General features: G+C 72.9%; 20 protein-coding genes. 12 read left to right on the top strand and 8 right to left on the bottom strand.

Going from position 1 to position 20543, the window contains the following annotated elements:
• Nucleotides 1-30: 30 nt before the first annotated feature.
• Nucleotides 31-1779: a bifunctional 3'-5' exonuclease/DNA polymerase gene (locus tag Q6348_RS00100; RefSeq protein WP_304599308.1), complete on the top strand. Its 1749-nt coding sequence runs from the start codon at nt 31-33 to the stop codon at nt 1777-1779.
• Nucleotides 1780-1881: 102 nt separating this feature from the next.
• Entirely contained in the window at nt 1882-2154 is a 273-nt protein-coding gene (locus Q6348_RS00095; RefSeq protein ID WP_304599307.1) for a hypothetical protein, read from the top strand.
• A gap of 85 nt (nt 2155-2239) precedes the next feature.
• On the opposite strand, the gene Q6348_RS00090 is transcribed toward Q6348_RS00095, so the two are convergent.
• The 7 genes from Q6348_RS00090 to Q6348_RS00060 form a co-directional block, all read right to left on the bottom strand.
• On the bottom strand, nt 2240-3001 hold the full coding sequence (locus Q6348_RS00090) for an alpha/beta hydrolase (RefSeq protein ID WP_304599306.1): 762 nt from the start codon (nt 2999-3001) through the stop codon (nt 2240-2242).
• Between the two features lie 19 nt (nt 3002-3020).
• Nucleotides 3021-4259, bottom strand: a complete 1239-nt coding sequence (galK, locus tag Q6348_RS00085; RefSeq protein WP_304599305.1) for a galactokinase — start codon at nt 4257-4259, stop codon at nt 3021-3023.
• On the bottom strand, nt 4256-5449 hold the full coding sequence (gene galT, locus Q6348_RS00080; RefSeq protein WP_304599304.1) for a galactose-1-phosphate uridylyltransferase: 1194 nt from the start codon (nt 5447-5449) through the stop codon (nt 4256-4258). Before galT ends, galK begins: the two co-directional genes overlap by 4 nt.
• Nucleotides 5450-5452: 3 nt before the next feature.
• Nucleotides 5453-6223, bottom strand: coding sequence for a DeoR/GlpR family DNA-binding transcription regulator (locus tag Q6348_RS00075; RefSeq protein WP_304599303.1), 771 nt, complete (start codon nt 6221-6223; stop codon nt 5453-5455).
• 85 nt (nt 6224-6308) lie between these two features.
• The gene (locus Q6348_RS00070) at nt 6309-7430 is read right to left on the bottom strand and encodes an Mrp/NBP35 family ATP-binding protein (protein ID WP_304599302.1); all 1122 of its coding nucleotides are present in this window, start codon (nt 7428-7430) and stop codon (nt 6309-6311) included.
• A 122-nt stretch (nt 7431-7552) separates the two neighbouring features.
• The gene (locus Q6348_RS00065) at nt 7553-8038 is read right to left on the bottom strand and encodes a DUF1003 domain-containing protein (protein ID WP_304599301.1); all 486 of its coding nucleotides are present in this window, start codon (nt 8036-8038) and stop codon (nt 7553-7555) included.
• On the bottom strand, nt 8031-9317 hold the full coding sequence (locus Q6348_RS00060; RefSeq protein WP_304599300.1) for a magnesium transporter MgtE N-terminal domain-containing protein: 1287 nt from the start codon (nt 9315-9317) through the stop codon (nt 8031-8033). Before Q6348_RS00060 ends, Q6348_RS00065 begins: the two co-directional genes overlap by 8 nt.
• 162 nt (nt 9318-9479) lie before the next feature.
• On the opposite strand from Q6348_RS00060, the gene Q6348_RS00055 reads away from it, so the two are divergent.
• The 3 genes from Q6348_RS00055 (at nt 9480) to Q6348_RS00045 (ending at nt 11828) form a co-directional block, all read left to right on the top strand.
• Nucleotides 9480-10127 carry a YflT domain-containing protein gene (locus tag Q6348_RS00055; protein WP_304599299.1) on the top strand — a complete coding sequence of 216 codons (648 nt, stop codon included), beginning with the start codon at nt 9480-9482 and terminating at the stop codon, nt 10125-10127.
• A gap of 404 nt (nt 10128-10531) precedes the next feature.
• Entirely contained in the window at nt 10532-11470 is a 939-nt protein-coding gene (locus tag Q6348_RS00050) for an SPFH domain-containing protein (protein ID WP_304599298.1), read from the top strand.
• A 7-nt stretch (nt 11471-11477) separates the two neighbouring features.
• On the top strand, nt 11478-11828 hold the full coding sequence (locus Q6348_RS00045; protein ID WP_304599297.1) for a type II toxin-antitoxin system antitoxin: 351 nt from the start codon (nt 11478-11480) through the stop codon (nt 11826-11828).
• A gap of 101 nt (nt 11829-11929) precedes the next feature.
• Here Q6348_RS00045 and Q6348_RS00040 read toward each other — a convergent pair whose 3' ends face one another.
• Complete coding sequence (locus Q6348_RS00040; RefSeq protein ID WP_304599296.1) at nt 11930-13450, bottom strand: aminopeptidase P family protein; 1521 nt, start codon at nt 13448-13450, stop codon at nt 11930-11932.
• A 197-nt stretch (nt 13451-13647) separates the two neighbouring features.
• Between Q6348_RS00040 and Q6348_RS00035 the strand changes: the two genes are divergently transcribed.
• The 7 genes from Q6348_RS00035 to Q6348_RS00005 form a co-directional block, all read left to right on the top strand.
• Nucleotides 13648-14487: a PHP domain-containing protein gene (locus Q6348_RS00035; RefSeq protein WP_304599295.1), complete on the top strand. Its 840-nt coding sequence runs from the start codon at nt 13648-13650 to the stop codon at nt 14485-14487.
• A gap of 2 nt (nt 14488-14489) precedes the next feature.
• Nucleotides 14490-15092 (top strand): MarC family protein, encoded by a 603-nt coding sequence (locus Q6348_RS00030; RefSeq protein ID WP_304601871.1) that lies wholly within the window; start codon nt 14490-14492, stop codon nt 15090-15092.
• Nucleotides 15093-15176: 84 nt separating this feature from the next.
• Nucleotides 15177-16193: a LacI family DNA-binding transcriptional regulator gene (locus Q6348_RS00025; protein ID WP_304599294.1), complete on the top strand. Its 1017-nt coding sequence runs from the start codon at nt 15177-15179 to the stop codon at nt 16191-16193.
• Between the two features lie 236 nt (nt 16194-16429).
• Entirely contained in the window at nt 16430-17587 is a 1158-nt protein-coding gene (locus tag Q6348_RS00020; protein WP_304599293.1) for a substrate-binding domain-containing protein, read from the top strand.
• A 114-nt stretch (nt 17588-17701) separates the two neighbouring features.
• Nucleotides 17702-19204 carry a sugar ABC transporter ATP-binding protein gene (locus Q6348_RS00015; protein ID WP_304599292.1) on the top strand — a complete coding sequence of 501 codons (1503 nt, stop codon included), beginning with the start codon at nt 17702-17704 and terminating at the stop codon, nt 19202-19204.
• The gene (locus tag Q6348_RS00010; RefSeq protein ID WP_304599291.1) at nt 19201-20184 is read left to right on the top strand and encodes an ABC transporter permease; all 984 of its coding nucleotides are present in this window, start codon (nt 19201-19203) and stop codon (nt 20182-20184) included. The genes Q6348_RS00015 and Q6348_RS00010 overlap by 4 nt, the downstream gene beginning before the upstream one ends.
• Before the next feature lie 32 nt (nt 20185-20216).
• Nucleotides 20217-20543, top strand: a 327-nt coding sequence (locus Q6348_RS00005; RefSeq protein ID WP_304599290.1) for a beta-galactosidase, incomplete at its 3' end; no start/stop codon positions are given.

The raw sequence follows: 20543 nt of genomic DNA, 5'->3' as shown, positions 1-20543 counted from the left end.
TCGTGTCGGCCCGGGCTGGGAGACTGGCGCGTGCGCTGGATCGTGGTCGAGCATCGCCCTGACGGGGGAGCGGTCCTGCACGAGCTGGCTCCCGGCCCGGCCCGCGGCGAGGTCCCCGACCTGAGCCATGGGCCGACGGCGTCCGTGCCCGTCGGTCCGGGCGAGCTGGCGCGCGCGATCGCCGCGCGCGAGGTCGACCGCCCGCGCTGGGTGCTCGACGACGTGGCCCTGCGCTACCCGCCACTGCTGGCGGCAGGGGTACGGCTGGACCGCTGCCACGACCTGCGGCTGTGCCACGCGATCGTGCGCACCTCCGCGGCGTGCGCGCAGTCCGCCCTCGCGACCGCGCCGGCGGGCCCGTGGGACGCGCGGCACATGCCGGAGCCGGTGGCCGCGGACGAGGTCCAGGCCACCCTGTTCGACGCGCTCGACGCCGCCGATCCGGCCCCGGAACAGCAGGCCCTTGTCGGCGGCCGGGCGACGCGCGGCGCGGAACGCGACCCCCTCGACCCCGTGGCTGAACTCGCGGCGCAGCTCGACGCCGTGGCCGGCGCCCCGCAGCCGGGCCGGCTGCAGCTGCTGCTCGCCGCCGAGTCGACGGGCGCGCTGATCGCCGCGGAGATGGCGCACGACGGCATGCCGTGGGACGCCGCCGAGCACGATCGCGTCCTGCGCGAGCTGCTCGGCCCGCGCCCCGCCCCGGGCGCGCGACCGGCGCGGCTCGAGGAGCTCGCCGCCCGGATCCGCCGGAGCCTGGACGCCCCGGGCCTCAACCCGGACTCCCAGCAGGATCTCCTGCACGCGCTGCGCCGCGCCGGCCTCGACGTCGCCAGCACGCGCAAGCACGAGATCGCCGCCCAGCACCACCCCGTCGTGGCCCCGCTGCTCGAGTACAAGCGGCTGGCCCGGCTGCTCAGCGCGAACGGCTGGGCGTGGCTGGACACCTGGGTGCACGCCGGACGGTTCCGCCCCGACTACGTCGTGGGCGGGGTGGTGACCGGACGCTGGGCCACCTCGGGGGGTGGGGCCCTGCAGCTGCCGGCCCAGCTCCGCTCGGCGGTGCGGGCCGACCCGGGCTGGACCCTGGTGGTCGCCGACGCCGCCCAGCTCGAGCCCCGGGTGCTCGCGGCGATGTCGGCGGACGGTGCGATGGCCGACGCGGCTCGGGGCGCCGACCTCTACCAAGCGCTCGCCGACGCCGGCGCGGTCGCCAGCCGCACCGAGGCCAAGTACGGCATGCTCGGCGCGATCTACGGCGCAACCACGGGGGTCTCCGCCGCCCTGATGCCTCGGCTCACCGCGACGTACCCACGGGCGATCGGGTTGGTCGAGGCTGCCGCCCGCGCCGGTGAGCGCGGTGAGGTGGTCAGCACGTGGCTCGGACGCTCGTCGCCCAGGCCCGGGCCCTCGTGGTGGGCGGCACGCGAGGCCGCCGCGGGGGAGGGTGCCGACGCCCGCGACGTCACCGAGGCGCGACGGCTCGCCCGCGACTGGGGCCGCTTCACGCGCAACTTCGTCGTCCAGGGGACCGCCGCCGAGTGGGCGCTGTGCTGGCTGGCCGCGCTGCGCCGGCGCCTGCGCGACCTGCCGGGGCATCCGCACCTGGTGTTCTTCCTGCACGACGAGGTGATGGTGCACACGCCGGCCGACGGCGCCGACCGGGTCGCCCAGGCGGTGCAGGAGGCCGCGGGGGAGGCGGGGCGGCTGCTGTTCGGCGCCGCGCCCGTCGAGTTCGCGCTCGATGTCGCGATCGTCGACAGCTACGACCGCGCCGGGTGAGCGGACCCGTCCGTCGACCACGACGGTCCCAACCGGCCAGCACCGGAGAAATCGATGGCGGGAGGGGCTCAGGTATCGCGCCCCCGTGCCGATGACCGGAGCATGGACGTCACGAGGGAGCCCGGGTACGCGGAGGCGCACGCCCGGATCGAGCGCACATACGGCCCGCTGTGGGCCGAGCGCTTCGCCGTGCTCGCCCCGTTGATGTTCGAGGACTCCGAGGGCGCGCTCGCGAAGGCGTTCCTGTACGGGCTGGACGCGAACGCGGCCGGGTCCGCCGTCGGTGAGGACGTCGCGTGGACCGCCTGCGAGGCGATCGTCGACGACGTCGCCGCAGCCGTGGTGCGCGAGGCCGAGGAGCTGATCGGCGGCTGAGCCCCGCGCCATGATCGGCGCCGCTGGGCCTGGTGCTGTGGGTGCCGATCTGTGCCGCGACCGGCGATCGCGGTCGGGACGCGCGTCAGCGCAGCGGCAACCAGTCCAGGACGTCCTGGATGGCCCGGTCCCACACCGCCCACTCGTGGTCGCCGGGGCCGAACGCGCTCGTCACGCTGAGGCCGCGCTCCTGCGCACGCGCGACGAACCGCTCGCTGTGCCCGAGGAGCGCGTCCTGCGTTCCGCAGGTGACGTGCAGGGGCGGGATGCGCGCCGGGTCGACCCGGTCGAGCTGCGCGAACAGGTCGTCGTCGGACCCGGCGATCGGGGTGTCCGCCACGATGTGCCGGAACACGTCGAGGTCGTCGTGCTCGGCGAGCTCGGCGACGTCCAGCGCACCGGACAGGCTGGCGGCTGCCGCGAACCGCTCCGGCCGGTGCAGCGCGAGGCGCATGGCCCCGTAGCCGCCCATCGAGAGGCCGGCGACGAACGTGTCCTCCCGCGCGTCGGACACCCGGAAGAACCGCTGGACGATGTGCGGCAGCTCTTCGGCGACGAACGCCCAGTAGGCACCGGTGTGCGCGCCGTCGACGTAGAAGCTCCGATGCACCTGCGGCATCACGACCGCGAGGCCCAGGTCGGCGACGTAGCGTTCGATCGAGGTACGGCGCAGCCACACGGTGTCGTCGTCGGAGAGCCCGTGCAGCAGGTACAGCACGGGAGGCGGCTGCTCGGACGCGGCACCGGCCATGCCGATCTGCCCGCTGGTCGGCTGCGGGAGCAGCACAGTCATGGAGGTGGACAGGGCCAGGGTGTCGGAGAAGAAGTCGCAGCGCAGGTGTGCCATCGGGCCAGCATCCCAGGGGCTACGCCGTGCGCCCGGCAGGTCCGGCCGCGTCGGCGACCAGGAAGGCCGGCGCGGTGAACCCTGCGGCGTCGAAGGCCGTGCTCACCGCCGCCGCGACCGCGTCGACCGCGTCGACCGGCACCAGCGCGATCGCCGAGCCACCGAACCCGCCGCCCGTCATCCGCGCCCCCAGCGCGCCGGCGCCCCGGGCCGCCTCGACCGCCACGTCCAGCTCGGCGCAGGACACCTGGTAGTCGTCCCGCAGCGAGGCGTGCGAGGCGTCGAGCAGCGGGCCGACCTCGGCCACGCGACCCTGCGCGAGCAGCTCGACGAACCGCTCCACCCGGGCGATCTCGGTGACGACGTGCCGCGTGCGGGCGCGCAGCACCTCGGGTGCCACCGTGGCTCCTGCGGGGCTGGTCAGCTCGGTGTCGAGCGCGGCCAGCGCGGCGTCCAGGTCGGTCACCTCACGCAGCGTGTCCACCCCCAGGTGCAGTGCCGCTGCGGCGCAGGTGTCCCGCCGGGCGGCGTACTGCCCGTCGACCAGCCGGTGCGGCGCGCGGGTGTCCACCACGAGCAGCGCCAGCCCGTGTGCGGCGAGGTCGAACGGGAGGTGCTGCACGGAGCCGTCCCGGGTGTCGTACAGCAGCGCGTGACCGGCCGACGCTCGCAGGGCTGCCGTCTGGTCCATCCCGCCGGTGGCGGCGCCGGCCACCTCGTTCTCCGCCCGGATGCAGGCGTGCGCCAGCCGCGCACGCCCGGCGTCCGTGGCCGCGAGCCCCACGGCGAACACGTCGTCCAGCGCGACGGCCACCGCGCACTCGAGCGCCGCGGAGGAGGACAGCCCCGCGCCGTAGGGCACGCAGGAGTCCACCGCGGCGGCGAACCCGCCCAGCCGCGCGTCGGGCTGCTCGACCGTGAGCGACCAGGCCACGCCCGCGGCGTACCCGGGCCAACCGTCGACGGCGCCGGGGACGACGGAGGCCAGCGGCATCTCCCACGTCGAGCGGTCCTCCTGTGCCGAGGTCAGGCGCACCCGACCGTCGTCGGCGGTGCCCAGGGCGACGTACGTGCGGTGCGGCAGCGCGATCGGCAGGCACAGGCCGCCGTTGTAGTCGGTGTGCTCGCCGATCAGGTTGACCCGGCCCGGCGCGGACCACACGCCGTCCGGCTCGGCGGCGAACCGCGCCCGGAACAGCTCGGTCGCGCGCCGCGCCCCGTCGGCCGGGTCCCAGGCCCGGACCCGCGCGGCCGTCACGCCAGCTCCTGCAGTCGGGCGGCGACGCGCTCCGGGGTGGTGTCGGAGATCCACGACGCCATCCCGGACTCGACGCCGGCGAGGTACTTGAGCTTGCCCGGGGCGCGGCGCACCGAGAGCAGCTGGAGGTGCAGGCGCCCGAGCTCGCGTCCCTCGCCCAGCACCGCCTGGTGCCAGCCCGCGACGTAGGGCAACGGAACGGGTGCTCCCGCGCCGTCGACGAAGAACCGGTCGAGCCGGCGCAGGAGCTCGAGGTAGGTCACGGCCAGGTCGTCGCGTTCGGCGTCGGTCAGGCCGGGCAGGTCGAGCACGTCCCGCCGCGGTGCCAGGTGCACCTCGACGGGCCAGCGGGCCGCGGCCGGGACGTAGCCGACCCAGTGCTCGGACTCGGCGACGATGCGCACGCCGGCGCGTAGCTCGGCCTCGAGCACGTCGCGCAGCAGATGGCCGCCGGTCGCGGCGCGGTGCTCGGCGGCGCGCTCGAGCATCGTCCGGGTGCGGGGGGTGACGTAGCCGAAGGCGTAGATCTGGCCGTGCGGGTGTGGGAGCGTGACGCCGATCTCCGGGCCGCGGTTCTCGAAGCAGAACACCTGCTGCACGCCGGGCAGCTCGGACAGCGCGGCGGTGCGGTCGGCCCAGGCCTCCACGATCGTGCGGACCCGCCCGGGGGTGAGATCGGCGAACGAGGAGTCGTGGTCGGAGCTGAAGCACACCACCTCGCAGCGTCCGGAGGCCGGGCGGGCCTGCCACAGCTCCTCGCCGTCCACCGCCCACGGCTCGGGCGGCGCGCCCGGCACGGCGAGCAGCGCGGGGAAACGGTTCTCGAAGACGGCGACGTCGTAGTCGGTGGCGGGGATCTCGCCGTCGGAGTAGTCGGCGTCCTCGCGGGCCGGGCACAGCGGGCACGCGTCGGCCGACGGCATGAACGTGCGGTTCATCCGGTGGCCGGCCATCGGGATCCAGTCGCCGGTCAGGGGGTCACGCCGCATCTGCGGTCCGGTGACCGGGGCGAGGGACCCGTCGGGCTGGGGGATCGGCGCGAAGCGGTCGGGCAACGGTCGCGGGTCGTCGAGGCGCCGGGTGCGCTGTCCGGAGACGTAGGGCTCGGAGTCGTCGAAGTAGATCAGCTCGCGTCCGTCGGCCAGTGTGGTGGCGGTGCGACGGATGGCGGCGGGGCGGACGGGAGGCATCGGTCAGGCTCCGGGGGTCGGGGCGAGCAGGAGGTCGAGGTCGGGCAGGTCGACGCCGTCCGGCACCGCGTCGGTGACCAGGACGGTGACGTCGGTGAGCTCGGCGATCCGGGACAGCCCGGTCTCGCCCCACTTCGTGTGGTCGGCGAGCACCACCAGCTGGTCGCCGGCGGCGACCATCGCGCGGTCGGTCTCCGCCTCCAGCAGGTTCGGTGTGGTCAGGCCGGCGTCGACGTCCATGCCGTGCACGCCCAGGAACACCATGTCCAGGTGCAGCCCGCGCAGCGCCTGGGTGGACAGCGGGCCCACCAGCGCGTCGGACGGGGTGGGGGTGCCACCGGTCAGTACGACGGTGAGCGCCGGGTCGTCGGCCCGGTGCAGCGTGTCGGCCGCGGGCAACGAGTTGGTCACCACGGTCAGCGGGCGGATGGTGCTCGTCGCGATCAGCTGGGCGAGCAGGTGGGTCGTGGTCCCGGCGGAGAGCCCGATCGCGCTGCCGGGGTGGATCAGGTCGAGCGCGGCGCGGGCGATGGCGGTCTTCTCGGCCTCGGAGCGGGAGAGCTTGGCCCGGAACCCGGGCTCGTGCGCCGCCTGGCGGGCGTCCACCGCACCGCCGTGCACCCGACGCACCAGGCCCCGCCGGGCCAGCTCGGCGATGTCGCGGCGGATCGTCATGTCCGAGACGTCCAGCTCCGCGACGAGGTCCGCGACCCGGACCGCGCCGGCGCCGGCGACGCGGCCGAGGATCAGCTCCTGGCGCTGGGTCGCGAGCACTCGAACATGATCTGTCATATCCGAACACAAGTCAACATCGTGGGGCGTGCGTCAGCGGCGTGTGGCACGCCGTGCGCGCGGGGCGTCAGCGCTGGACGGGCGTGACGCCGAGCGACTTGCCCGCCAGCCCGCGGGACCGCGTGGCCAGGGCGCGGGCGACCCCTCTCAGCGCCTGCGCCGCGGGGCTGTCCGGGTCGGAGATCACCACGGGCACGCCGCCGTCGCCGGCCTCGCGCAGCGACGTCTGCATCGGCACCTGGGCCAGCAGGGGGACGGTCGTCCCGGTGACCGTCGACAGGTTCTCCGCCACGGCCGCACCGCCACCGGAGCCGAAGACCTCGATCCGGCTGCCGTCCGGTGCGGTGAACCAGGACATGTTCTCCACCACGCCGACGACGTGCTGGCGGGTCTGGGTGGCGATCGAGCCGGCCCGCTCGGCCACCTCCGCGGCGGCGAGCTGCGGGGTGGTGACCACCAGGAGCTCGCTGCTGGGCAGCAGCTGGGCGACCGAGATCGCGATGTCGCCGGTCCCGGGCGGCAGGTCCAGCAGCAGGACGTCCAGGTCGCCCCAGAACACGTCGGCGAGGAACTGCTCGAGCGCCCGGTGCAGCATCGGCCCGCGCCACACCACCGGCTGGCCCGGCGGGACGAACATGCCGATCGAGATGACCTTCACGCCCTGCGCGATCGGCGGCAGGATCATGTCGTCGACCTTGGTGGGCGCCCGGTCCACGCTCAGCATGCGCGGCACCGAGAAGCCGTACACGTCCGCGTCCACGACGCCCACCTGCAGCCCGTCCGCGGCCATCGCCGCGGCCAGGTTGGAGGTCACCGAGGACTTGCCCACGCCGCCCTTGCCCGAGGCGATCGCGTACACCTTGGTGAGGTTGTTCGGCTGGGCGAACGGGATGACGGGGGAGGGGCCGCCGCGCAGGGAGGTGCGCAGCTCCTCGCGCTGCTCCGCGCTCATCACGCCCATCGACACGTTGACGCTCGCCACGCCGTCCAGTGCGCCGACCGCGGCCGTGATGTCCCGCGTCAAGGTGTCACGCAGCGGGCAGCCCGCCGTGGTCAGGTCGATGCCGACCTCGACGCGGTCCCCGTCCACGTCCACCGAGCGGACCATGCCGAGGTCGGTGATCGGGCGGCGGATCTCCGGGTCGAGCACGGAGGCCAGGGCGGTACGGACGGCGTCGGCGGTGGGCATGCTCGCCATCCTAGGTCGGTCGGCGGGGTGCTCCCGTGGGCCTGTCGTCGGTACCCCCGAGGGTACGGAGGCGTGGAGGGGTGCGAAGGCGTGGAGGGGCGCGGAGGTGACGCCCGTGGCTCTCAGGCGTCGCCGGTGTCCTCGTCGTCCTCGCGCTCGAGGTCCTCGAGCAGGTTGCGGAGCTCGGAGCGGACGAAGTCGCGGGTGGCGACCTCGGACACCGCGATCCGCAGTGCGGCGATCTCGCGCGCCAGGTACTCGGTGTCCGCGAGCGAGCGCTCGGCGCGCTGGCGGTCCTGCTCGAGCGCGACGCGGTCGCGGTCGTCCTGGCGGTTCTGGGCCAGCAGGATCAGCGGGGCCGCGTAGGAGGCCTGCACGGAGAAGAACAGGTTGAGCAGGATGAACGGGTAGGGATCCCACCGCAGTCCCCACAGCGCCAGCGCGTTGAGCGCGACCCAGATCACGACGAACGCCGTCATGTACAGCAGGAACCGCCCGGTGCCCATGAAGCGGGCGAAGGCCTCCGCGCCACGACCGACGAGGTCGGGGTCCAGGCGGGGGCGCCATGAGCGACGGCTCGCCTTGGGCTGGTCGAGGCGGTCAGGCACGGCCGGCCTCCCGCTGCTCGTCCATGGCGCGGTCGGCCTCCTCCGGCTCGGCCTCGCGCCAGTCGTCGGGCAGGAGGTGGTCGAGCACGTCGTCCACGCTCACCGCTCCCAGGAGGCGTCGGTTGTCGTCGACCACCGGCAGGGCGAGGAGGTTGTAGGTCGCCAGCAGCCGCGTCACCGTGGACAGCGGAGCGCTCGGCGCCACGACCTCGATCTCGGTGTCCAGGTAGCCGCCGATCTGGTCGTGCGGCGCCTCGCGGAGCAGGCGCTGGATGTGCACGACACCCAGGAATCGGCCCGTCGGCGTCTCCAGGGGCGGACGGACCACGAACACCATCGAGGCCAGCGCCGGGGTGAGGTCCTGGCGGCGCACGTGGGCCAGCGCCTGCGCGATGGGCGTCTCCGGGCTGAGCACCACCGGCTCGGTGGTCATCAGGCCACCGGCGCTCTCGTCGTCGTAGGCGAGCAGGCGGCGCACGTCGCGCGCCTCCTCGGGCTCCATCAGCTCCAGGAGCTCCGCGGCCTTCTCGGTGGGCATCTCGGCGAGGAGGTCGGCCGCGTCGTCGGGTTGCATCACGTCCAGGACGTCCGCAGCTCGGTCCAGGTCGAGGCCGGTGAGGATCGCCACCTGGTCGTCCTCGGGGAGCTCCTCCAGGACGTCGGCCAGCCGCTCGTTGGCCAGGGCCGTGGCGACCTCGACCATCCGGGTGTCGGCCAGGTCGTGCAGGACGTCGGCGAGGTCGGCCGGCTTGAGGTCCTCGTAGGAGGCGAGCATCTCGTCCGCGCCCTGGACCGATGCGGTGCCGGCGAGGCTGCGCACGTCACGGGTGTCGACGAGCACCGTCTCCCCGCGCCGGCGGATCAGCCCGGACCGCGCGGACGTCACCCTGCGCAGGAAGAGCTTGGCGACCAGCCAGTCGCGGTTGCGCTGCTCCTCGAGCCCGACGTCGACGACGATCGCGGCGCCCGAACCGTCGGCCAGCTCGACGTGCCGGTCCAGGAGCTCGCCGATCGCGAGCGTCTCGGTGGGGCGCTGCTCGAAGCGCCGCATGTTGAGCAACCCGGTGGAGATCACCTGGCCGGCGTCCATGCTCGTCACCCTGGACAGCGGCAGGAACACCTTGCGGCGCCCCGGCACCTCGACCACCAGCCCGGTCGCGCGCGGCAGGCGGCCGGACCGGACCAGGACGACGACGTCGCGGACCCGGCCGACCTGGTCGCCGATGGGGTCGAAGACGGCGGTCCCGGCCAGCCGCGCTGCGAAGACCCGGGTGCTCACGGCGCCAGCGTAGTGGCGGGGCTGCGCGGCGGCCCGGTGCCCCTCCGTGCGTCGGGACGCTCGACGGCGCGACCACGCCGGTCTGCAGTTCCCTGGTTCGCGCACAGCGGAGGTACTGCCAAGCCCATGGCTTCGTCCAGATTGCTGAGGGACAATCGGGCCATGGCGTTCAGCTCAGGCCGCATCCCGCGCGTTCCGACCTTGCCGCACGGCGAGCAGATCGCGTCGTACTCCACCTACCTGGAGGCGCAGCGTGCGGTCGACCACCTCTCGGACAAGGAGTTCCCCGTCCAGCTGGTGACGATCGTGGGGACGGACCTGCGCATGGTCGAGCGCATCACCGGCCGCGTCACCTATGCGCGGGTCGCGCTCGCCGGCCTGATGTCCGGCGCGTGGTTCGGTCTGGCGGTCGGCGTGCTGCTGTCGTTGTTTGCGTCCTCGGGGCAGCAGGCGCTGCCGATCCCGGCGGCGATGGCGATCGGCGCCGCGTTCGGGATCCTGTTCTCGGTGATCTCGCACGCGTTCTCCGGCGGACGCCGCGACTTCACGTCGGCGAGCCAGATCGTCGCGGGATCGTACGCGGTGCTGTGCGCCGCTGAGGAGGCCAACAGGGCCCGCGGGCTGCTGACGGCCGAGGGTGGCCCGGGCCTTGGCCGGGTGCAGCCCACCGTGGGCCGGCCCTCGCAGCCGTTCGGCGCATCTCCCTCGCAGCCGGGCTACCAGCCCCCGCAGCAGAGCCACCAGCCCCCGCACCCCCCGGCCGAGCACCCCACGCCACCCACGCAACCCCCCGCCAACCCCCACTCCTGACCCCCACCCCCTTCCTTGGTGATCAAGGAATCCATGCTCACCAGGGAAAGGTGATCAAGGAACTCGTGCCCACCGCGGACGGGTGATCAAGGAAATCGTGCCCAGCTGGGACGGCCGTCGGTGCGGAGCTTTCGGCGCGCTGCGCGGCGGCGCCTTCCGCGGGCGGGGGTGTCAGGGGCGCGCTGACCAGGCCTCGTTGATCGGCCTCCTCGATCGCTGGCCGTAGCCGGCGGCGTTCGCGGCCGATCGTGGTCGAGGTGACCGGCTCCCGGACGCGGCCTTCTCTGCTCCCGAGACGTCCGTCGTCTGCGCGATGTCGATGTGATATCACTCTGCTGTCGACGCGATCGTCGCGCGACACCGGGTGCGCGGTGGTATCGCACCGCCAAGACCAAGGAGTCCCCATGTCCGTCGTCGAGCGCGACACCCAGCCGGCCCGGCCGGTGGGCAGGGACGGAACCGTCGTGGAGATCGGCGAGCGGCGCGCCTGGCAGGCCGAGGGCTTCGCCGGGCTGGTGCTCGGCCTCGTCCTCACGGGTGCGGCCGTCTGGCTGTTCGCCCTGGCCGGCTCGCCGGACACGACCGGCTCGGACCTGTGGGCGGTCGCCGGGATCGTGGCGAGCCTGCTGGCGGTCGTCCAGTGGACGTCCCTGTCCGTTGTCCAGCCCGGCCGCACCAAGGTCGTGCAGTTCTTCGGGCGTTACGTCGGCACCGTGCGCCGCACCGGCCTCGTGTGGACCGTGCCGCTGAGCACGCGCCGGTCGGTGTCCGTGCGCGTGCGCAACTTCGAGACCGCCCGCATGAAGGTCAACGACGCGACCGGCAACCCGGTCGAGATCGCCGCGATCGTCGTCTGGCAGGTCGCCGACACCGCCAAGGCAACGTTCGCCGTGGAGGAGTACGACGAGTTCGTCGAGACCCAGTCGGAGGCCGCCGTCCGGCACGTCGCAGGCACCTACCCCTACGACGCCGGCGAGGGTGAGGAGTCGCTGCGCGGCTCGACCGACCAGGTCTCGGCCGAGCTGGCCGAGGAGGTGGCAGCCCGCGTTGCCGTGGCCGGGGTCGAGATCGTCGAGACCCGGATCAGCCACCTGGCCTACGCACCAGAGATCGCCCAGGCGATGCTGCAGCGGCAGCAGGCCAACGCGGTGGTCGCGGCCCGGTCGAGGATCGTCGAGGGCGCGGTCGGCATGGTGCAGATGGCGCTGGACGAGCTGGCCGAGGCCGGCGTCGTCGAGCTGGACGAGGAGCGCAAGGCCGCGATGGTCTCCAACCTGCTGGTGGTGCTGTGCGGGGACTCCCGCGCGACACCGGTGGTGAACACCGGGACCCTGTACCAGTGAGGTCCCGATGACGAGCGACGCCCGGTCGGGCGGGGCGGGTGCCCCGTCGGACCGGGCGCGCGCGCGTCCCGCCCCGGCCGACCGACCGGAGCCGGGCGCGGATGCGAAGCGCGGCGCGCGGGCTCCCGGAGCGAACGAGTCCGGCTCGAGCGGGCCCGCCGGGAAGAACCGCGGTGCGAAGAAGCGCGGTGCGAAGAAGGCGGCGAAGCGCGAGCGCAAGGCGATGCTGCTGCGCCTCGACCCGGCGCTGCACGACGCGCTGGCTCGTTGGGCGTCGGAGGATCTGCGCTCCACCAACGCCCACATCGAGTGGCTCCTGCGCCGAGCCCTCAAGGACGCCGGCCGCCTCCCGAGCTAGTCCCCCCCAGGGTGATCAAGGAACTCGCGCCCGCTCCCCGAGCACGAATTCCTTGATCACCGACCTTGGGCGTGGGGGTGGGATGGCCAGCCGGGCTGGGGTCAGGCCCGCAGGGTTCGCATCCAAGCCTCGACGTCGTCCGGACGACGGGGGAGGTCGGCCGAGAGGTTCTCGTTGCCGTCGGGCGTGATGAGGACGTCGTCCTCGATGCGCACGCCGATGCCCCGGTACTCCTCCGGGACGGCCAGGTCGTCGGCCTTGAAGTACAGGCCCGGCTCGATGGTGAAGACCATCCCAGGTTCCAGGACCCCGTCCAGGTACAGCTCGCGCTTGGCCTGCGCGCAGTCGTGCACGTCCAGACCCAGGTGGTGGCTCGTTCCGTGCACCATCCACCGCCGGTGGTACTGACCCTCGGGGTCCAGCGCCTCCTCGGCGGTGCCGGGCAGCAGGCCCCATTCCTCGAGCCGGTGCGCGATGACCTCCATCGCCGCGGCGTGCACGTCGCGCAACCGCGCGCCCGGCACGGCGGCGGCGAACGCCGCGTCGGCGGCGTCCAGCACCGCCTGGTAGACCCGGCGCTGCACCTGCGTGAACTCCCCGTCGATGGGCAGGGTGCGGGTCACGTCCGCCGTGTAGAGGCTCTCCGCCTCCACGCCCGCGTCCAGCAGCAGCAGGTCGCCCGCGTGCACCGCACCGTCGTTGCGGATCCAGTGCAGCGTCGTGGCGTGCTCACCCGACGCGGCGATCGTCTCGTACCCGACCGTGTTGCCTTCCTCGCGCGCGTGCCCGTCGAACACCGCCTCGATGACGCGTTCCCCGCGCCGGTGCGCGACGGCCCGCGGCAGCTCGCGCACCACGCGCTCGAAGCCCGCCACGGTGGCGGCGACCGCGGCGCGCAGCTGCTCGATCTCCCACTCGTCCTTGACCAGCCGCAGCTCGGAGACGGCCTCGGTCAGGACGTCGTCGTCGGCCGCGATCTGCTCCGCGGTGCGCTCGTCCTCGGCCCGCACGGTTTCCACCAGGGCGGTGACCGCGTCGTCCGCACCCCGCACGATGCGCAGCCGTACGCCGCCCACCCCGGCGTCCTTGGCCAGCGCGTCGGCGAGCCGGTCCAGGTGCTCCACGGGGATGCCGGTGAGCTCGGCCAGGTCCGCCAGGCTCGGGCGTGCGCCCACCCAGAACTCGCCGTAGCGCGAGTCGGCGAAGAACTCCTCGGTGTCCCGCCCGGCCATCGGCCGCACGTACAGCACCGGGTCGTGGCCCCCGTCGTCGCGGGGGTGCAGCACCAGGACGGCGTCGGGCTCGCGGTCGATCCCCAGCCCGGTGAGGTGCGCGAACGCGCTGTGCGGGCGGAACCGGTAGTCGGTGTCGTTCGACCGGGTCATCAGGGAACCGGCCGGCAGCACGAGGCGCTCACCGGGGAACTGCTCGGACAGTCGCGCGCGTCGCGCCGGGGTGTGGTCGGCCACGGGGTCGCGCTCCAGCGGGGCGCTCTGCCCGCCCCACTGCTGGGTCATGAACCGGCGGAACGCCGCGGACGTGGGTCGCTGGGAGCGATTGTTCACGCGGTCGGCCACCGGCTGGTCGTCGGTGCCGCCGGTGCGGGGGTTGGTGTCGGCCATGGCCCCATGCTCCCACCCCACTGCGAGGGCGCCGACCGGGCGGCCGGTCGCCCACGGGAAGGTTCGGGAGAAGGAGTCTCGCGGGGTGAGCCGGCGTTTCCCGAACCTCGTCGTGGGGGCAGGGCCCGGGGGAGTCGGGCGGGGTGGTGCGGCGCGGTGCCGCCGGGGTGGCGGCGGTCGGAATACGCTTGGCGGCTGTGCGCATCGACCTCCACACCCACTCGGACGCCTCGGACGGGACCGAGTCCCCGGCACAGGTGGTGGCGGCCGCTGTGGCGGCGGGGCTGGACGTCGTCGCGTTGACCGACCATGACACGACGCGGGGCTGGGCGGAGGCCGCCGGGGCGGCCCGCGAGCACGGTGTCGCGCTCGTGCGCGGCGTCGAGCTGTCCTGCCGGCACGACGGGCGCAGCCTCCACCTGCTGTCCTACCTGCACGACCCGGAGCACCCGGCCCTGCTCGCCGAGGCCGAGCGGGTCCGCGCCGCGCGCCAGGACCGGGCCAGGGAGATGGTCGACCGGCTCTCCCGGGACTTCCCGCTGACCTGGGAGGACGTCGAGGAGCAGACCGCGGACGACGCGACCGTCGGACGCCCGCACATCGCCGACGCCCTGGTGGCGCTCGGCGTGGTGGCGGACCGCACGGAGGCATTCGCCGACATCCTCGCCACCGGTTCGCCGTACTGGGTGCCGCACCACGCACCCGCGGTCGTGGATGCGATCGGGCTGGTGCTCGAGGCCGGGGGCGTGCCCGTCCTGGCGCACCCCGGAGCGGTCAGCCGCGCCCGTCCGGTGACCGAGGACGAGCTCGCCGGGCTCGCGGGCCACGGCCTGGCGGGCGTCGAGGTCCACCACCGGGACCACTCGTCGTCCGAGCAGCGCAGGCTGGGAGTGCTCGCGGAACGGTTCGAGCTCCTGGTCACCGGGTCGAGCGACTACCACGGTGCGGGCAAGCCCAACCGGCTCGGCGAGCACCTGACCGACGACGTCACGCTCGAGCTGATCGAGGGGGCCGGCCGACTCGAGGTCGTGCGGTGAGCCTGGACGGCCGGCTGGTCGCTGAGGTCTTCGTCACCCTCTTCGTGATCATGGACCCGCCGGGCACCGTGCCGATCTTCCTCGCCCTCACCAGCTCCATGACGGCCAGACAGCGCCGTGCGGCGGCCCGTCAGGCCGTGATGGTGGCGTTCGGCGTCGTGGTGTCGTTCGCGGTCTTCGGCCAGCAGCTGCTCTCCTACATGCACGTCTCGCTGCCCGCGCTGCAGGCGTCCGGCGGCCTGCTGCTCCTGCTGGTCGCGATGGAGCTCCTGACCGGCCGCTCCGAGGATCCCAAGCCCGCGGCCGGGAGCGTCAACGTCGCGATGGTCCCGCTGGGCACGCCCCTGCTGGCAGGACCGGGTGCGATCGTCGCCACGATGGTGTTCACGCAGCGCGCGCAGGACACGAGCGAGTGGGTCGCGATCGCGCTGGGCGTCGTGGGTGTCCACGTGTGCCTGTGGCTGGCGATGCGGTTCGCGGGAGGGGTCCGACGTCTGCTGCGGGAGTCGGGGACGACCCTGGTGACCCGCATCTCCGGCCTGCTGCTGGCCGCGATCGCCGTGCAGCTCATCGCCGACGCGATCCGGGCCTTCATCGAGGCCTGAGAGGCGTGCCGCGGCCGCGGTCGTGTGGGCCTACGATGTGAACGCTCGCCACGTGGCAGTGCTGGACTCGACGAGGGGGTTGCCGTGAGCTCGGGGTCCCGGCGGCCGTCTCTCAAGGACGTGGCGCGTGTCGCGGGGGTGTCCTACCAGACGGTGTCACGGGTGATCAACGGGGGCGACCGAGTCTCGGTCGCGACCCGCGATCGGGTGCTCGGCGTGATCGCGGAGCTGGGATACCGGCGTAACGACGTCGCACGCGCCCTGGTGACCAGCAGGACGCGCTCGATCGGCGTGATCGCCGACGCCTCCCCGAAGTTCGGTCCCGTGAGCACGCTGGCAGCGGTTGAGTCCGCGGCCAGGGATGCGGGCTACACGGCGCTGGTCGCGACGATGAGCTACCCGGAGCAGGCCGTCGTGGCTCGCACCTTCCAGGACTTCGTCGAGCGCGGCGTGGAAGGCATCGTCGTCATCGCCCCGCGGGTCTCCCTCGCGCACGTGGCCCAGGAGGTGACGGCCTCCCTCCCTGTCGTGATGCTCTCGCCCGGAGAGGCCAGTCAGCTCGGCATCACGGTGTTCTACGAGGATCAAGAGCTCGGTGCACGGCTCGCGACCCGGCACCTCATCGAGCTCGGGCACCGTGAGGTCGCGCACCTCGCCGGTAGCCAGGACTGGCTGGACGGCCAGGTCCGCCTGCGCGGCTGGCAGGCCGAGCTGCGCGCTCACCAGCTCGCCGCGCCGGCAGTGCGGTACGGCGACTGGTCGGGGGAGAGTGCGTACCTCATCGGCCGACGGATGGTGGCCGAGGGCTTGCCGAGCTCGATCTTCGTGGCCTCGGACCTCATGGCGCTCGGCTTCATGCGCGCGCTGTACGAGGCCGGTGTCCGGGTTCCGGCGGACATCTCGATCGTGGGCTTCGACGACAACGAGTTCGCCCCTCAGGTGTACCCGCCGCTCACCACCGTCCGGCAGTCCTTCGCGACGGTCGGCGCCCGCTGCATGGAGATCCTGCTCGGACGCATCGAGGGGCGCGAGGTGGACAACTCGCCGGCCGTGCCGGAGCTCGTGGTCCGCCACTCCGCGGCTGCTCCGCACCCGGCCTGAGAGGGCGCGCCACTCCCACCGGGCCGGCGGGTCCTTGGTCCCCCTGGCCCTGCGCGTCCGTGCGGTGTGACCGAACTGTTATAGGCGAACGTTCGCCCTAAGGGTTGACGCATCGCCGGGCGAACGTTCACACTCGGTCGGGTCGGGCGCTCCTCGGGGGCGGCGCACGACATCCGGGCCGGCCGCGGGTGGGCCCGGACGGAGGCACACGAACGCACACCGATCGAAGGAGATTGATGATGTTGCGCAGGTTGCGTTGGATCGCCCCCTTGGGCGCGCTCGCCCTGGGTCTTGCCGCATGCTCCTCGGGCACCACCGGGACGGCGACCCAGGACACGCAGGTCTCGACCAAGGCAGACGAGGCGCTCGCCGCACTGGAGGGCCAGGTCCTGGCGAAGGGACCCCACGGCGAGGACCCCGAACCCGCCTCGGTCGCCGACCTGACCGACGACGAGGTCGCCCAGGTCAAGGACATGGGCGCGACGGCCGCGATCGTGATGCACTACGGAGGCAACGACTGGGCGAACGCGCAGATCGCCGGTCTGACGCAGCGGTTCGGCGAGCTCGGCATCGACATCGTCGCCACGACCGATGCCGACTTCGACCCCGGCCAGCAGGTGTCCGACATCGAGACGGTCATGGCCAAGAAGCCGGACATCATCGTGTCCATCCCCACGGACCCGGTCGCGACGGCTGCCGCGTACCAGGCCGCCGCAGACGCCGGCGTGAAGCTCGTGTTCATGGACAACGTGCCGGACGGGCTCGAGGCCGGCACCGACTACGTGTCCGTGGTGTCCGCGGACAACTACGGCAACGGTGTGGTGTCGGCTCATCTGATGGCCAAGGCCCTGGGCGGTGCCGGCAAGATCGGCGTGATCTACCACGAGGCCGACTTCTTCGTGACCCAGCAGCGCTACCAGGGCTTCACGGACACGATCAAGTCCGACTACCCCGACATCGAGATCGTGGACGAGCGCGGTATCGCCGGTCCGGACTTCGCCGGTGACGCGCAGTCCGTCACGGACGCCTGGCTGACGCAGTACCCGGACCTGGACGGGATCTGGGCGGTCTGGGACGTGCCCGCCGAGGGCGTCATGGCCGCGGCCAGGTCGGCCGGTCGGAGCGACCTGAAGATCGCGACCGAGGATCTGGGAACCAACGTGGCGATCGCGCTCGCGGCCAAGGACATGGTGGTGGGGCTCGGCGCCCAGGTGCCGTTCGACCAGGGTGTCACCGAGGCGAACCTCGCCGCAGGTGCGCTGCTGGGCAAGACGGCGCCGCCCTACGTCGCTCTGTCCGCCCTGCCCGTGACGCACGACAACGTCCTGGACGCGTGGCGGCAGGTCTACCACACGGACCCGCCGTCCGAGGTCACCGACTCCTTCGTCGACTGATCACCGCACCTGCCCGGCCGGCCCGTCCGGCCGGTCGGGCAGGCCGGCCGATCCGTCACCCGGCGGGTCTGACGCCCGCGAAACTCCGCGACAACTCCCCGAGGAGGTACCCCCATGCCTGCGCCTGCCGCAGTTCGCATGACCGGGATCCGCAAGTCGTTCGACGGTGTCACGGTGCTCGACGACGTCGAGTTCGAGGTCGAGGCCGCGGAGGTGCACGCCCTCGCGGGCGGGAACGGTGCCGGCAAGTCGACCCTGATGAAGATCCTCCAGGGCGTCTACCAGCGCGACGCGGGTCGTGTGGAGCTGTTCGGCGACCCCGTCACGGCGACCACGATCCAGGCGGCGCGGGCCGCCGGGATCGGCATGGTGTTCCAGGAGTTCTCGCTGATCCCGACCCTGACGGTCGCGCAGAACATCTTCCTCGACGACGAGCCGACCCGCTCCGGCCTCATCGACGACGCGGCGATGCGCGCTCGGTCGGCCGAGATCCTGGCCCGCATCGGCGTCGCGATCGACCCGGGGACGGAGGTCGGGGACCTCTCCACCGCCCAGTGGCAGCTGACCGAGATCGCCAAGGCGCTGCGTCAGGACGCCCGCGTCCTGATCATGGACGAGCCGACGGCATCCCTGGCCAAGCACGAGGTCGACTCCCTGTTCGAGCTCATCGCGAGGCTCAAGGCCCAGGGGATCGCGGTCATCTACATCTCGCACCGGATGGACGAGGTCTACCGGATCGCCGACCGCATCACGATCCTGCGTAACGGACGCAACCTGCTCACCGCGCGGCTCGACCAGGTCACGCCGCAGGAGATCGTCGCCGGGATCGCGGGCAAGGAGCTCGCCGCCGCCGGCGCACGTGGACCGCGGGTGGAGATCGCCGACGCACCGCCGCTCCTGGAGGTCCAGGACGTGCGCGCGCCGGGGGTCGAGGGCGCCACGTTCGACGTCCGGGCCGGAGAGGTGGTCGGGATCGCCGGGCTGATGGGCGCAGGCCGCACCGAGCTGGCTCGGGCGCTCTTCGGGGTGACGCGGATCACCGGCGGGGGGCTGCGGATGCACGGGTCGCCGGTGAGTCTCGACTCGCCGGCCGACGCGATCGCCTCGGGGATCGCCCTGATCCCCGAGGACCGGCGTCTTCAGGGGCTCGTCCTGGACCACTCCGTTCGCGAGAACCTCACCCTCCCGGTGCTGACCGGCATGCGCCGCTGGGGCCTGTTGGTCGCGGACCGCATCCGGTCGGTGTCCGACGAGCTGATCGAGCGCTTCCACATCGCCGTCGCCCGACCTGACGCACCGGCACGTCTGCTGTCAGGCGGCAACCAGCAGAAGATCGTCATCGCCAAGTGGCTGGGGACCGACCCCGAGGTCCTGGTGATGGACGAGCCCACGGCCGGCGTCGACGTCGGCACCAAGTCAGAGATCGTCCGCATCGTGCGCGAGCTCGCACGGACCGGGAAGGGGATCGTCGTGATCTCATCGGAGTACCCGGAGCTGATCGCCATGTGCGACCGGTTCCTGATCATGCGAGCGGGTCGGATCGTCGACAGCATCGACGCCGACAGCATCCAGACCGAGGTGGACCTCGAGCTGGCCGTGCAGGGGCTGGCAGCATGAGCGCCGGCGCCCCCACCGCGGTCGCCCCGGCGCGCGACGGCGCGGTGCACGGACTGCTGAGCAGGCTCGACTGGCGCCGGGACATCATCTATGTCGGCTTCGTCGTGGTGTTCCTGGTCTTCGCGGTGCTGCTCGGGGACCAAGGGTTCCTCAGCACGACGAATCTGCTGAACATCCTTCGCCAGTCGGCGATCGTCACGATCATGGCGGTCGGGATGACGTTCGTCATCGGGTGCGCCGAGATCGACCTCTCGGTCGGCTCGATCGCGGGCCTCACGTCGATCACGACGGCGATGGCCATCGCGTCGTTCGGGTTGGTCCCCGGCGTGGTCGCCGGGCTGGCCGTCGGCGCCCTCGTGGGCGCGATCAACGGCTCCCTCGTGGCGTTCGTCCGGATCCCGTCGTTCCTGGTCACCTTGGCCATGCTCGGCATCGCGGCGGGTGTGGCCCAGTGGGTCACCGACTCGGCGCCGCAACCGATCCTGAACACCACGTTCAACACGATCTTCGGGTCCGGGTCGATCGGACCGATACCGGGCCTGGTCCTGTGGAGCGCGTTCGCGGTCGCGATCGGCGCCGTGGTGCTGCGCAAGGCCCGGTTCGGCCGCCAGGTCCTGGCGACCGGCGCCAATCGCACCGCCGCGGAGTACTCGGGGATCAACGCTCGGGCGATCAAGTTCCGCGTGATGATGCTCTCCGCGATGGCGGCGTCGCTCGCCGGGATGCTCTACGCCGGCCGCCTGCACTCCGGCCGCTTCCAGTGGGGCGCCGGTGACGAGCTGAACGCGATCGCCGCGGTGATCCTCGGCGGCACCGCGCTCGCCGGTGGCCGCGGCTCGGTGGTCGGCACCCTCTTCGGCGCCCTGCTCATGGGCCTCATCAACAACGGACTGATCCTCGCGGGGCTCGACTCGAGCCAGCAGCAGGTCATCAGGGGCGTGATCATCGTGCTCGCGGTGGCGCTCGCCCGGAACAAGTAGCACTACCAACCCAGAAAGGAAGGGGAGCAGTCGTGCCACACCACTCCGGCACCCACCGCCCCGTGACGATCGGCAACACGGCGCTCGCGCTCGATGGCGAGGAGGTCAGTCTGTACGGCGGTGCCGTGCACTACTGGCGTCTGGCCCGCGAGACGTGGGAGCCCATCCTCGACTCGGTCAAGCGCATGGGCTTCACGATGATCTCGATCTACATCCCGTGGGAGGCCCACGAGATCGAGCGCGGCCGGTTCGACTTCGGCGAGATCAACCCGTCCAACGACATCGATGCCTTCCTCACGCTGTGTGAGGACAAGGGCTTCCGGATCATCGTGCGGCCCGGCCCGCAGATCAACTCCGAG

The organism is Actinotalea lenta, from assembly GCF_030586465.1.
Lineage (GTDB): Bacteria > Actinomycetota > Actinomycetes > Actinomycetales > Cellulomonadaceae > Actinotalea > Actinotalea lenta.
This window is presented reverse-complemented; position numbering and strand designations above follow the sequence as displayed.

Excerpts from the sequence above, each read along its gene's own strand:
- Q6348_RS00095 (WP_304599307.1), top strand. The coding sequence starts at position 1,882 with ATGGACGTCACGAGGGAGCCCGGGTACGCGGAGGCGCACGCCCGGATC.
- Q6348_RS00090 (WP_304599306.1), bottom strand. The coding sequence starts at position 3,001 with ATGGCACACCTGCGCTGCGACTTCTTCTCCGACACCCTGGCCCTGTCC.
- galT (WP_304599304.1), bottom strand. The coding sequence starts at position 5,449 with ATGCCTCCCGTCCGCCCCGCCGCCATCCGTCGCACCGCCACCACACTG.
- Q6348_RS00070 (WP_304599302.1), bottom strand. The coding sequence starts at position 7,430 with ATGCCCACCGCCGACGCCGTCCGTACCGCCCTGGCCTCCGTGCTCGAC.
- Q6348_RS00055 (WP_304599299.1), top strand. The coding sequence starts at position 9,480 with ATGGCGTTCAGCTCAGGCCGCATCCCGCGCGTTCCGACCTTGCCGCAC.
- Q6348_RS00050 (WP_304599298.1), top strand. The coding sequence starts at position 10,532 with ATGTCCGTCGTCGAGCGCGACACCCAGCCGGCCCGGCCGGTGGGCAGG.
- Q6348_RS00045 (WP_304599297.1), top strand. The coding sequence starts at position 11,478 with ATGACGAGCGACGCCCGGTCGGGCGGGGCGGGTGCCCCGTCGGACCGG.
- Q6348_RS00040 (WP_304599296.1), bottom strand. The coding sequence starts at position 13,450 with ATGGCCGACACCAACCCCCGCACCGGCGGCACCGACGACCAGCCGGTG.
- Q6348_RS00020 (WP_304599293.1), top strand. The coding sequence starts at position 16,430 with ATGATGTTGCGCAGGTTGCGTTGGATCGCCCCCTTGGGCGCGCTCGCC.
- Q6348_RS00015 (WP_304599292.1), top strand. The coding sequence starts at position 17,702 with ATGCCTGCGCCTGCCGCAGTTCGCATGACCGGGATCCGCAAGTCGTTC.
- Q6348_RS00010 (WP_304599291.1), top strand. The coding sequence starts at position 19,201 with ATGAGCGCCGGCGCCCCCACCGCGGTCGCCCCGGCGCGCGACGGCGCG.